This is a genomic window from Aeoliella mucimassa (assembly GCF_007748035.1).
GTDB lineage: Bacteria > Planctomycetota > Planctomycetia > Pirellulales > Lacipirellulaceae > Aeoliella > Aeoliella mucimassa.
In genome coordinates, this window is the sequence record NZ_CP036278.1 from 5,512,332 (window position 1) to 5,525,153 (window position 12,822).

Here is a 12,822-nt window from a genome sequence, read left to right on the forward strand (position 1 = left end):
CATGGAGGAGCGAATAGATGCGACGGCACGAACTGACAGACGAACAATGGTTGAAGATTCGAGGCCATTTGCCTGGCAAATCCGGCGATCCCGGTCGAACCGCGGCGAGCAATCGTCGGTTCGTGAACGCGGTGTTGTGGATCGCCCGCACAGGCGCGCCGTGGCGCGATCTTCCCACTCGCTTTGGCCCTTGGAATTCGGTATTTCAGCGTTTCAATCGATGGTGCAAGCGTGGCGTCTGGCGGCAAGTCTTGGAGACTCTGGGCGAAGAGCCCGACTTGGAGCACTTGCTACTCGACTCGACAACGGTCCGAGCCCATCAACACGCAGCGGGCGTAAAAGGGGGCTCGGTGGCGAAGCCATGGGCCGCTCGCGCGGAGGTTGGGGAACGAAAGTCCACGCCGCGGTAACGGGCGATGGCCGCCCGGTTCGTCTGACTTTGACGGGTGGCAACCGACACGACATGCACCAAGCAGAAACGCTGCTGGAAGGACTAACTCCCGAATACGTCGTCGCCGACAAAGGGTATGATTGCCATTGGTTTCGCGATCAGATTCGTCGCCAAGGCGCGAAGCCGGTGATTCCGACTCGCCGTGGGTTTCGACAGAAAAGGTACGATCGCACACGCTATAAACTCCGAAATGTCGTGGAGCGGTTCTTCAACCGGTTAAAACACTACCGTAGGGTCGCTACACGATACGATAAAACTGATCGAAACTACGATGGATTCCTCTGCCTGGCGTCACTCATGATCAGCTTGGCATGAATGTCAACACGACCTAGTCCTGCAGCTTCTTTTCGTACTGATCTGGTATGTCAGCTTGTGCTTCTTTCTGCTCGGGATGCTCTTCACGCCGCTTGCGTTCATGAGCTACCTGTTCGTTTGGCTGATCGCTCGCACCACGCTGCGACAGACTCATTTGCTGGTCATCGCCGGAGTAGCCGGAGGGCTGGCCGCATTTGTACCTACGATGTCTGTTGCCGGCTTGATGATCTACGATGGGCAAGGTGGTTGGATCCTGAGGCTTCTGCTTGGCCCTGCCTGCGCAACGCTTTGTTGTCAAATCGGAGCGGTCTGGGCGAGCCTGCCGGCGATTGCATCCAATCGGGAGGATTCCTCCAACAGGACTCGTCGTACAAGTGTCCCTGATCAACAGCAGGAGCAGCAGACATTGCGTTTCGAGATCCGCCAACTCTTGATCGCAACCGCTTGGGTGGCCGCACTGCTCGGAGTGCTCAAAGCGATGAATCTGCTTGTCCCCTGGTTCGCAGCGATCGTTGCCGGGTGGTTGGTCTACCAGGCGGTGACACTGGCGATCGTGATTGTCGTCGTGAAGAAGGTCCGCGGCTATGAGTGACACCAAGCTGGTCCAACCCGAGGAGGGGACGGAGATTGAGCCGCCGCAAGAGGTGCTCGCCTGGTACGAGTGGGAGCCGGACGATGCAATCGGCGTCGCCCTGATTGGCATCCTAAAGGGAGGAGTGCTCTATGCTTGTGTGTATGCGCTGTTCTTGATCGTAATGTGGGTGGTGAACGATCAGCCCAACTCAAGGACCGAGCTGGTGGGGCTGGTAACGATGGTCATCTATATGCCGGTGTTTGCCATCGCCGTTCTTGCAGTGGTCGTGGCTCCCGTGACGCTGGTCTCGCTGGGCATCATCATGGCGATTGCTCGCACGACTTCGCCGAAGCGTCGCTGGCCGGTGGTCGCGACGGTTGCAGGAGGTTTGACCGGGTTCTTGTGCACCGTGGGATTTCTTGTGCCTGTGAACGAGTTTGAATTTGCGTGGTGGTGCGTCCTGGCAATAGGGCCAGTGTGCGCTACCTTGTGTGGGCAACTCGGGGCGGCTTGGAATACGATTCCCCCAGCCAATCCGGCTTGGAGCAACCCAGCACCATCGGCCAATCGCGGGCCTCGGGTGCGGTTCGAGATTCGTCACTTGCTGATTGCCACCGCCTGGGTTGCAGGAATCCTGGGACTGTTGAAACTGGTGACTCCCGCGCCGGGAGTGGTGGCCAGTTATCTGACCGCGTGGTTGTTCTTCCAAGCGATCACGCTGCAAATGGTGTTGCGGTTTGTGCGAAAGGTACGCGGCTATGCCTGACGATCCCCAATCGCTGCGACTCGACGAGTCGGACCGCGAAGAGCTGGAGCAGATCGGCGACCAACACGATGCGTACCTGCAGGAGCTCAAAGAACAGCAGAAGATCCATTCGCAGACCCCAGGGGTGAGCGAAGTAGATGCCTTGCTGAATCTGGCCTGGCGAGGGTACTGGGCGGGCGTGCTCGGCACCGCGCTCGGAGGGGCAGTACCAGCGACGTTTATCTTTCCCTGCGTCGGAACCTTATTGGCCTTTTTCACGTTTGGCTTCGTGGCGATTTTCCTCGCGCTGTTTGCCGCGATTCTGTACGTGCTGCTTCGCGGAAGGTTGTCGGTGCTCAACGCCATGACCTGGGCGGGGGCGATGTCGGGTTGCCTGGTGGTGGAGGATCAAATTGGAGCGGGGCACGTCGACGACGTATTGGGATGGCTCGCCATGACGCTCGCAGGTCTCTCGGGCGGAGTAGGAGCGAGGGTAATGGTGCGCCGGTCGCTGCGTAAATACAAACGGGTCGAAGGTCGCGGCTCGCGAATCTGGTGGCGGTTCGAGTTGAAAGACCTGCTAATCCAAACCACCTTTATCGCAGTGGTGGTCGCCATGTTAAAACTGAGCGGCCTGCTTTATTGGTTGGGGGCGATCTCCTTGGCGGCAGGAGTCAGTGTTCTGATCACGCTGCAGCTGGCGATCTTCGACCAGGTCGTTGGAGTGCTTCCCGACAAGTGCAAAACGCAAACGCAAAGTTAGAGCGCAGGCAAACTTGCCATGCCAGTGGATCGATGGGCCACGTGCACCAGGTTGTCGTTCCACGTGGAACAGCTTACCCATCCTCTGTACGTTGCAGCTCCGCAGTGGTTCACCAGGTTGGGTGGCTGGCTCACCAAACAAAGCAAGGCACGCCGAACTTTCGCCCGGCGTGCCTTGGTGCTTAGTCGCTGTTCGCAGATAGGAGCCTATGAGAGGTTCTTCACCGCGAAGTCGGAGCGGTAGTCGCGCTTGATCAGAGCGTTGGCTTCTTCCAGATTGGTGACCTGCAGCGCCTCGGCGTCCCACTCAAGGGTAGTGCCAGGGAAGCGGTTCGCAACCACACCTAGCAGCAGGGCTTCGGTGAGCGGGCCAGCCAGGCTGAACGGCATGCTCGCTTCGCCTTTGCCCATGCAGGCATCGACCCATTGGTGGTAGTGATCGCCATGCTCGACTTCCGGTTGCTTGTAGTCGCCGAAGTCGCCAATGAGTTGTGGCTCGGCCACGTGCGGCAACAGCAGCATGCCATTCTCACCCACGAACAGCGAACCCTGGCCTGGCAGGTTGACGTCGGCTGGCAGCTTCTCTTTGAGCTCAGCTGGGGGAGCAAAGCCGCCGTCGTACCACTTCCACGACATCGTCTTTGTTGTGTACTTCGTGCTGGGGAACTCGTACTCGACGATGTTCTTGCTCGGATGGCCAACGCCGGTCGGGGGCCGGCAGGTGGTCTTTGCCCAATTCGGCGCGGTCAGCTCCAGCGCGGTGTAGGGGGTGTCGAAGATGTGCACGCCCATGTCGCCGAGGGTGCCGGTGCCGAAGTCGATGAGCTTCCGCCAGCTCGCAGGGTGGTACACACCGGGCACGTAGGGACGCTCGGCTGCAACCCCGAGCCAGCGATTCCAGTCGAGCGATTCCGGCGCGGCAGTGCTGGCCGGAAGTTCGGCACCGTCGAAGCCCCAGTCCTTATTCGACCAGGCGTGCACTTCGCTCACCTTGCCGATCACGCCCGATTGAATCATTTTCACCGCCCGGCGGTAGGGAGCCGTGGAGTGAATCTGCACGCCCATCTGTGTGACCAATCCCTTGGCTTCGGCTACCTTGCGGAGCTGGCGAGATTCGAACACTTCGTGCGTGAGCGGCTTCTGGCAGTAGACGGGCTTGCCGGCCAGCATGGCGGTCATGGCCGCGGGGGCGTGGGTGTGGTCGGGGGTCGAGATCACCACCGCGTCGATGGTGTCGCCGAGTTGGTCAATCATCTCCCGGTAGTCGACGAAGGTTTTCGCGCCAGGATTCTCGTTGGCAGCGGCCGTCAAGCGGCCCGAGTCAACATCGCACAACGCGGCGACTTCCACCATCGCGTGCGAGCGGATCGAGTTCAGGTCGGCGTGCCCCATGCCTCCCACGCCGATGTGGGCGGTGCGAAGCTTTCCGTTCGGCGAGGCCGCGCGGGCTAATCCGGGGGCGAGGGTCAGCGCACCCACGGTGGCCATACTGGCCTGCAAAAAGCGACGACGTCCGAGTTGCTGCGGTCGAGTGGTCATGGGAGAAGCTCCAGGTGGGAAGGGGAGGGGGGTAGGTCGGGCACCAATATAGCGCACCTGCCGACTGGTTGCCACTTTTTTTACCAGCAGCAAAACAGCCCCTTCCACCAATCGCTGGAAGCTCCTTGGACCTCTGGACGAAGTCCCAACGCGAATTGGTACCCGCGCAGCCCCATTGCATGTTCCACGTGGAACAGGTTCTCTAGGTTTCGCAGGCTTCGCGTTCCATGTGAAACGCGTGGGTTGCCAGGTCTTCCCACTTGTTTCATGTGAAACATCACCCAGCTGGCTCTGCAGGGCGGTGGGATGTTGCACGTGGAACGAGGCGAACCAGGCAAACTTTGCACCCACCCTGTTGGCGGGTTACTCGAGCGGGTTGATCACCAGACCGCTGAGCACCTTGGGATAGAAGTAGGTGCTCTTGGCCGGCATGCGTTCGCCGTGCGAGCTGATCTGACGGATGTGCTCCAGTGTGGCCGGCATCACCAAACAGGCGAGTTCGAACCGCCCGCCCGATCCTTCTTGGCCAGTCAGGTCGCGGCCGGCCGAGTCGCCTTCCTTCAGTCCGGGGGGAACTTCGTCGAGGGCCCGCACGTACTTGGGAGCCGGCAAGTCGGACGCGCCGAGCAGGGTGTCCATCACCAGTCGGTGCAGGATGCTCACGCCGAGCGACTGCCAGTCGCTGGAGCGATCGGTCGCAACCTCGGCCAGTTTCTCACGCCCTGCTTCGGTCACGCGGGCGAGGGTCCAGGCGTCGTCCTCGGCGGTGTAGAACGCCATGGTACCTTGTTCGTCCTCGACTTCAATTTCCTCCCACAGGCTGATCGCCCGGTCCGGACCATTGCCGGCAGGTTCGGTTTCGAAGGCGTCGCCGAGCTGAGCGACCAGCTGCTCTGCGGTGAGCGGTGCCAGTCCGCGGAACAGGCGATGAGTCGGCAACACCTGCATGCCGGGGTCCGACATCGATACGCACATCATCAGCACATAGTTCGCGGGATGATCGGCCGGCAGCTCCTCGCCATGCTCCTCGCGCCATTGGGCGGCCACTTCGTCGCGGTAATTGCACGCGGTCTCGTAGCGGTGGTGACCATCGGCAATGTAAACCGGCAGCTGGGCCAGTACTCCTTCGAGCATGTTGATCGCGGTGAGATCGGTCACCGGCCACAGCTTATTGACCACGCCGAGGTGGTCGGTGGCTTCGAGCGGGGTCTTCTCGGCGATGGCCGCATCGAGAATCATTTGGGCCTGATTCATGTTGTCGGGGTACAGACCGAAAATCTGGCTCAGGTTCGCCCGGCAGGCCTTCCATAGTTTCAGGCGGTCGGCCTTGGCTCCCCCGTGGGTCTCCTCGTGGGGGTAGATGTTGCCCTCGCCAAACCGCTCGAGCCGGCACCGGCACATGAACCCACGGCGGGTGTATTCCTGCCCGTTGGCCGTGTAGTGTTGGTGATACACGTAGATGGCCGGATCGCCCTCGGGCTGCAGCACGCCGTCGCGCTGCCAGGCTTTCAGCAGCTTGGCCGCTCGGGTGTAGCGGTTGTTTTGGTCGTCGTCACCCGGCTGATCGGGATTCAGAATTAGCCGCACAACGTTGTACTCGTTGGCATCGCAGAGCTTCTGCTGCAGCTCGGGATCAATCACGTCGTACGGCGGGGCGACCACACTCGACAACGAACCGACCTGGCCAAGGTTGTAACGCAAGCCGCGGAAAGCACTAATCTGGGGCATGATGCTCGTAGGGGGGAGGGGGCTTAAAATACGGGTAAGCTGACTGGCGATGTTACCAGATTTGCGACCAGTGTTGTTAGCCCCGCCAGCCTAGAGGTGCCGCGTGTGCGAGAATTCCGACTTCAGATTGCGGCCGGATAAGAATTGCAGCATCCCGATGAAGAAGACGATCAAGCCGAAGCCGAATCCACCAATCACGAAGAACCCCGCCTCCGAGGTGGCAGAAGAAAGGGCGATGGTTACGCCAATGCCTACCGCTGCGCTCAGGATTCCTCCAAACATCAATCCGAGCCCGGTCAGTCGATGCTTCATCGATCCGCGATCGAAACCGATGCCGTACTTCGCCAGTGTCACTCCGACCACCAAAGCGACCAGGAACATCACGGTGCTATAGAGCATTGGCCCACCGAGTGAGTCTTCGTCCATCGACTCTGACAGAGTGTTGTACGCGATCCGCCAGACAGCAAATGGGGCCATGACTGCCGCCGCTCGAAAGCCGTAGTCGGCCCACACTTTCCAAGATTCGGCGCTGCTGGACGACTTGGCAGCCGAGCGAGATGTCGTCTTACCATGGTCTGAAGCAACCGGTGCAACACTCGCGGAGACGACCGGTTCGCTCAAGGCATCGTCCCAGAACGAGTCCTCGGTCTGAGTGGGCTCGGATGCTTCGACCACTCTCGGCGCGGTGATCGGCTTGCGTTTGCCCAAACGAAACTTCTTGCCGCACTTGCAGGTAGCGACCTGTCCGACCGCCTGGTCGGGAATGTTGTAGACCTTCTCGCAGGCCGGGCAGGCGATCTTTGGCATCAATAACTCCCCCTTGCTGAACTCGATGGCCGTTGCCACTTCGAGCGATTCAGTATAGTCGGAAGTTGGGAGCGACCAAAACCTTGGCCCATGTCCCCTGCTCAAGCTAAGGCTGAGGTCCATCGTTGATCGCTTCGAGACGCTCGGCCGCCTGCCTTCCCTCGCCGCTCCACGAGCCCATTTCGATCACGCGATTGAAGCAAGCCCGGCTGCGAGGGTAGGGAGCCTCATCGAGTCGTTCGTACAAAGTACCCAGCAGCAAGTAGAGCGATGGCTCAGTGGGATACTGCCGCAACACCTGCTGAAGCTCCTCGGCCAGCGCGGTTGCGGTTTCGTCGTCGGGGCACTGGTGGATGCGGACCGCGAACGAAGCCTGGTAGTCAATCGCGGCCGCGTTGGGGCCAGCGATGCGGGGAGTTGCCAGTTGCAGCAGTTGGTCGAAGCGACCTGTGGTCACGAGATGGTCGTAAACCGTTTTACGTAACTTCAGGTTCTGAGGGGCTTCGTCGAGCAGCGCACCAAGTGCGTCGACGTTGTCGAGATCAAGCTTCTCGGCACCTGCCGAGACGCTGGCCTTGGATGCCTCGGCGATCTTCTGCGCGTCGAGCCCTAAAAGCAACCGGCGACCTTGCACCTCGTCTAGCAGTGTCGAGGCCGGTCGCCACAATCCAGATTCGGAGTCGTAGTAGGTGCTGGTATAGATCGAAGCGGGCGTGTAGCCCACCGCGTACAGGTTGAGGACGACCCCTTTATCGAGCGCGATCCACTTGTCGGAATCGTAGTCGTCGCACGCAATCCATTCGGCTCCTTGGTCTAGCAGCGCGCGGGTGATCATCATTACCAGCAGCCGATTCGCGTCGGGCGATAGATTGGGTTCAAACGGCATGGCTTCGCAGAGCAGGTCGACTTCCAGCGGCTCGGTCGGCAGCGGGCAACCCACCAGCTTCTCGCAAAGCGCTGACGCCCGGTCGAGACTCGCAGCGATTGCCTCCGGCGAGTCGAGGGGCTCGTCGGCGGTGGACTCGGCGGCCCACTGCTCGGCCAGACGGTTGATCACCGCCTGACAGAAAGGCTGGCACAGTGCCCCACGTTGTTCGAGGTTCGCCAGTTCGATCTGGCGGAACACGAGCCGGGAAGCAGTCTCACGGATATCGGGCTCGCAGTACACCAGGTTCTTGTCGACGATCTCGACTCCCATGCCATCGTCGCTGGTGAGCAGCGTGGTCAGGTTGCCGGACCCATCTAGCAGGTAGATGCCGCGCGGTTGGTGCTGGGGGGTGCCGGTAATTAACCAGCCGCGCGAGGTGCTGGTGGTGCACTCCACGGTTTCCCAGTCGCCCATCTCCTGAGTCTTCCCGGTCGCAAGGGTGACGCGAACCAGCTTCATGTCGATTCGGTACTTCTCGCTGTTCGGATCGTACTGCGGACGAGTCCGCAGCAAGGCATCGGTGCCCGAGGGAGCAATCGAGATGCCAGTGATGCGACGGTTGGTAAGTTGCACGATCAGCCGGTCGGTTCCATCCACTTGGCACACATGCAGCTCATCGCCTTGGCCGGAAGTGATGCTGTCGTATCCCGGCAAGGCCTCGGGGCGGATCACTGGTACGTAGTAAAGCTGGTCTTCGAACGACGCGAGAAGCAGTGGCTTGAGTTCCAAGTCGCATGGTTCATGCGACTCGAGATCGATCTGCTCACCGGTGCCATCGGCCAGAATCCAAACATCTTGCCACTTCGCAATCGATGGCATCGGAGTCCAGTCGTCGGTGCTGTAGAGCACCTCTTTTCCACCAGGACCCACCAGCGAGGCTTCGTGGTAGTTGGCGATCAGGTACCGCTGGTCGTCGTAACGAGTCAGGCTGAGCACGGTGCTGTTCTCGACCGCGAAGAGGTCGGTCGAAAGTTCGGCTACTTCCTGCTGATACTTATTTAACGCGCTCGCTTCAACTTCCAAGTAGTGCTCAGGGAGATCGAGTCCCGATTCGACCGGGTTGATTTTCAAGGTGTCCCAAAACAAATCGCGGTCGAACCGCTTCAGGTCGGGCGCGCCGGAGTGGGCGTAGCGAAGCTCAAGCAACCGATTGCCTGGTAGTTGCAGCACGGTTATGTGCACCGTAAACGTGTCGCTCGCGGCCACCAGGCACCGGCCTGGGGTATCGCCGTAGCGAACGTCCTTGCGGGAGTGTTCCTTGTACTCCTCGGAATCGTTTTGATTGAGGTCCTGGAGTTCGCGGTCGAGGAAGTAGTCGATGTTTGCGAGCGTGCCTGGCATTTCGTAGGCGAAGATGCCATGCATGTCGTCCTCGCTGCCGTAAGCAAAGATGGCTTGGGGGATTTCCGTGGGCTGGTGCACCGAGTCGCGAATTTTGAAACTCAGCGAAACCCCCGGCAGGTGATGCGTCACTTCGCGCGGCACCGTCTTCTTGTCCCACGCCGAGCCGGCCGCGGGGAAGCTGAACTCGTCGACCACCGCGGTGAGCTGCTTTTCCAACTCGTCGGCTTTCGAGCGAGAGGTCCAGGCGATGATCTGGTACCGTAGTCCATCGCGGGCGAGCAGTTGGAAGCTGTAGACCAGTTCGGCGTTGTCGATGTCGGCGTCCATGAACGCGCGGGCGTAGCCAAAGTCGGCTTTGCGATTGTAGAGTATTCGGCCTCGTGGGCGAGTCTTCACTGTGATGACAGCCATCGAGTTCTTGAGAGTCAGGCGAAACTCTTCCTCGTTTTCGAGAAGCTGCGGAGCCTCGACAATCACCATGAAGATGCCACGGCCGCCGCCGAGGATGAATTGGTCGCGGCCCAGGTTGGGGAGGATCTGCCGGCGCTTCCAATCTTCGTCGGTCGTGAACTTGGCGCCATGCCTGCCGATCGGCATCGTCGTGCGAGCCGCGGCCGGGATGGCCAACACCAGACAAGTGAATCCGACCAAAAGACTCGTCAGCAGAAAACGCATGTGTCTCTCTCCGCAGAACCAGGGCATCGATGCTAGCACTGCGAGTTTAACAAGAATCCGCCAGGCGTCCTACTCCTTGGGCCAGCCCTCGAGTTCGAATTTCCGCTCGACGTTGGCGGTGTGTTCCGCGAAATGACGGTCCATTTGTTCTAGCAGTTTGCGGGGAGTCCAGAAACTGCCGGGGGCCTTGGCATCGAGGTCGACCCCCTCCAGTAAATAAGCGAACCGCCGCACGTAGGCATTCGCCCGCTCCATTTGCCGAGCATCCTCGGCGCCGTCCCAGTTGGGGTGCGCGGCCTTGTAGTCGGGCGGCATCTGCGCCGGGTTCAGGTCGACGTGGGCGAACGTATCGGGATCGATCGTCGCGTAGATCTGGCTGAAGAACCCCAACTGCCGACCCAACATGTGCTCCACGTTCCACCGAGGAGTGTGGGTGCCATTGGGTGGTTGCCAGTTCAACTGATTCGCCGATAGCGGGGCGAAGACCTTTTGCGACGCTTTGCAGGCAGCGTCCATTTTGGTTAAGAGTTCGGCAAGTTCGCCAGTGGGTTGGTAGGGTTCCGGCGATAGGAAAACCAGCTTACTACCAAACACTGGCTGTTGCGATTGGCAAACTGCCAGTGTGTTGTGGTCCCGCTCCTCCACCCTCCACATGGCGTCGATACCCATGACGTCGCCGATTGATTCTTTCGGTTCATAGTCGATAGGCACGATGAATCTTGGCTTGACTTGCTGGCTAATCCGAGTCGCTGGCGAATGAAGTTGGTCTTCGGCCGCAGCGGTCGACACCAGCAGCACATCCACTTTGTGAATTTTCTTGAGTTGCTCGTCAGTAAGTTCCGCTTGCCCCAGACTTCCGCAATAGAGAATGGTGACGCCATCGACGGTGATCTTGAACATTGCGGCCGAGACACGTGCCGACCCTTCGGCGTTGTTGCGCCAGGCAGGAATCGCATAGACGCCAATCGTGTGGCTGGTGCGTTTGTCGACGTTGGCTTTGGTATCCTCCCACCACTGGCATTCGAGAGAGTTTTCCACTCGATCAAATCGGTGATTGATGTGGCAGTGTTTTCCCGATTCATCGATCCCCCGGACCAGATGCGGCTCGCGCTTCACTCCATCGACGTTGTTTTGATCGGTGTGCTCATGGGACAACAGCACCAAATCCGCTTCCACATCAGGCAGCGCGGAACCACTCTTTTTGCTGATGGGATCGATCACTACCTTCAAGTTCCAGTAGGTCTCAATGCTGACCATCCCTTGCCCCCACCAGCGGATGGCGACGGCGTGACGATCGGGAACCTCTGCTGAAATACTTGGCACGTTATATTGTGCTAACCCCTGAGCGGCGAAGACGCAAGCAACGACGAAACTGGCCAAAAATCGCATCGATTTACTCCCCTATATAAGTAAGTATCACGTTGCGATTGTACCGCCGCGTCGTGAGTGCCGCGCATAAAAAAACCGCCGAGGCAGCGCCTCGGCGGCTTTGTGTTTCATGTTGAGATTCAGCAATCAGGTTCCTGATTCCTGAACCCTCATCCCTCTTAGTAGCGGTAGTGGTCGGGCTTGTAAGGGCCATCGACCGGCACGCCGAGGTACTCGCTCTGGGTATCGGTCATCTTGGTGAGCTTCACCCCAAGCTTGCCGAGGTGCAGACGGGCGACCTCTTCGTCGAGGTACTTCGGCAGCACGTGGACGCCGACGGGGAACTCTTCGTCCTCGCCCCACAGCGCGAGTTGAGCCATCACCTGGTTGGTGAACGAGGCACTCATCACGAACGAGGGGTGACCCGTGGCACAACCAAGATTCACCAACCGGCCCTGGGCCAGGATGAGAATCGAGTGACCATCGGCAAAGGTGTACTTGTCGACCGCACCTTCGCGAGGAGGCTTGATGTTGGTCTTGGTGACCTTGCCATCCTTCACTTGGCCTTCGAGCCAAGCCATGTCGATCTCGAGATCGAAGTGGCCGATGTTGCAGACGATCGCGTCGTTCTTCATCTGGCTCATGTGCTCGCCAGTGATGATGTCGCGGTTGCCAGTGGTGGTGACGAAGATGTCGCCTTCAGTCACTGCGTCTTCCATCGTGGTGACTTCGAAACCTTCCATCGCCGCTTGCAGGGCGATAATCGGATCGATTTCGGTGACCAGCACGCGAGCGCCGAAACCACGCAGGCTCTGGGCACTGCCCTTGCCGACGTCGCCGTAACCAGCCACGACGCACACCTTGCCAGCTACCATGATGTCGGTAGCACGCTTGATGCCGTCGGCCAGCGACTCGCGGCAGCCGTACAGGTTGTCGAACTTGCTCTTGGTCACCGAGTCGTTCACGTTGATCGCCGGGCACTTCAGCTCGCCCTTGGCGTGCATCTGGTACAGGCGGTGAACACCGGTGGTGGTCTCTTCGCTCAGGCCTTTGATCTCGCCCAAGAGTTCGGGGAACTTCTTGTGGACCATGAAGGTCAGGTCGCCACCGTCGTCGAGGATCAGGTTCAGTGGTTCGCCGCTAGGGAAGTGCAGCGTTTGCTCGATGCACCAATCGAACTCTTCCTCGCTCATGCCCTTCCAGGCGTAAACGGGAATGCCTGCCTTGGCGATCGCCACCGCGGCGTGATCCTGGGTGCTGAAAATATTGCAGCTGCTCCAGGTTACTTCGGCACCAAGCTCGACCAGGGTTTCAATCAGAACCGCGGTCTGAATGGTCATGTGCAGGCAGCCAGCGATGCGGGCGCCCGTAAGCGGTTTTTCTTTTCCATACTTTTCGCGCAAAGCCATCAAGCCTGGCATTTCGTTTTCGGCCAGTTCAATTTCTTTGCGACCCCAAGCGGCCAACCGCTCGAATTCTTCCGGGGTGCAATCCAGAACTTTGTACGGCAGCTTTGCGGTTTCGAGTTCAGGCACGTCTAAGTAACTCCGTGGCTGGGGGTGTGTTGCAGCCGACCTGAAGGTCGG

Annotated in this window: 9 protein-coding genes and 1 pseudogene; 4 read left to right on the top strand and 6 right to left on the bottom strand. The window is 59.6% G+C overall.

The genetic code is table 11. The features are described 5' to 3' along the window. Positions 1-17: 17 nt before the first annotated feature. The 4 genes and pseudogenes from Pan181_RS21640 to Pan181_RS21655 all read left to right on the top strand — a co-directional run bounded on the left by Pan181_RS21640 (position 18) and on the right by Pan181_RS21655 (position 2,848). Positions 18-766 (top strand): annotated as a pseudogene (locus tag Pan181_RS21640) (IS5 family transposase). A 100-nt stretch (positions 767-866) separates the two neighbouring features. Beyond that, on the top strand, positions 867-1,358 hold the full coding sequence (locus Pan181_RS21645; RefSeq protein ID WP_145250035.1) for a hypothetical protein: 492 nt from the start codon (positions 867-869) through the stop codon (positions 1,356-1,358). Beyond that, positions 1,351-2,106 carry a hypothetical protein gene (locus Pan181_RS21650; protein WP_145250038.1) on the top strand — a complete coding sequence of 252 codons (756 nt, stop codon included), beginning with the start codon at positions 1,351-1,353 and terminating at the stop codon, positions 2,104-2,106. The genes Pan181_RS21645 and Pan181_RS21650 overlap by 8 nt, the downstream gene beginning before the upstream one ends. Further along, positions 2,099-2,848: a hypothetical protein gene (locus tag Pan181_RS21655; RefSeq protein WP_145250041.1), complete on the top strand. Its 750-nt coding sequence runs from the start codon at positions 2,099-2,101 to the stop codon at positions 2,846-2,848. The genes Pan181_RS21650 and Pan181_RS21655 overlap by 8 nt, the downstream gene beginning before the upstream one ends. A gap of 206 nt (positions 2,849-3,054) precedes the next feature. Here Pan181_RS21655 and Pan181_RS21660 read toward each other — a convergent pair whose 3' ends face one another. The 6 genes from Pan181_RS21660 to ahcY form a co-directional block, all read right to left on the bottom strand. After that, positions 3,055-4,386 (bottom strand): Gfo/Idh/MocA family protein, encoded by a 1,332-nt coding sequence (locus Pan181_RS21660; RefSeq protein ID WP_145250044.1) that lies wholly within the window; start codon positions 4,384-4,386, stop codon positions 3,055-3,057. A gap of 363 nt (positions 4,387-4,749) precedes the next feature. Then, the gene (locus tag Pan181_RS21665) at positions 4,750-6,114 is read right to left on the bottom strand and encodes a DUF1015 domain-containing protein (RefSeq protein ID WP_145250047.1); all 1,365 of its coding nucleotides are present in this window, start codon (positions 6,112-6,114) and stop codon (positions 4,750-4,752) included. A gap of 90 nt (positions 6,115-6,204) precedes the next feature. Continuing rightward, the gene (locus Pan181_RS21670; RefSeq protein ID WP_197528578.1) at positions 6,205-6,921 is read right to left on the bottom strand and encodes a zinc ribbon domain-containing protein; all 717 of its coding nucleotides are present in this window, start codon (positions 6,919-6,921) and stop codon (positions 6,205-6,207) included. Positions 6,922-7,027: 106 nt separating this feature from the next. Further along, on the bottom strand, positions 7,028-9,868 hold the full coding sequence (locus Pan181_RS21675) for a hypothetical protein (protein ID WP_145250053.1): 2,841 nt from the start codon (positions 9,866-9,868) through the stop codon (positions 7,028-7,030). A 69-nt stretch (positions 9,869-9,937) separates the two neighbouring features. Then, entirely contained in the window at positions 9,938-11,257 is a 1,320-nt protein-coding gene (locus Pan181_RS21680) for an MBL fold metallo-hydrolase (RefSeq protein WP_145250056.1), read from the bottom strand. A gap of 158 nt (positions 11,258-11,415) precedes the next feature. Beyond that, positions 11,416-12,771, bottom strand: a complete 1,356-nt coding sequence (gene ahcY / locus Pan181_RS21685; protein WP_145250058.1) for an adenosylhomocysteinase — start codon at positions 12,769-12,771, stop codon at positions 11,416-11,418. Positions 12,772-12,822 lie beyond the last annotated feature (51 nt).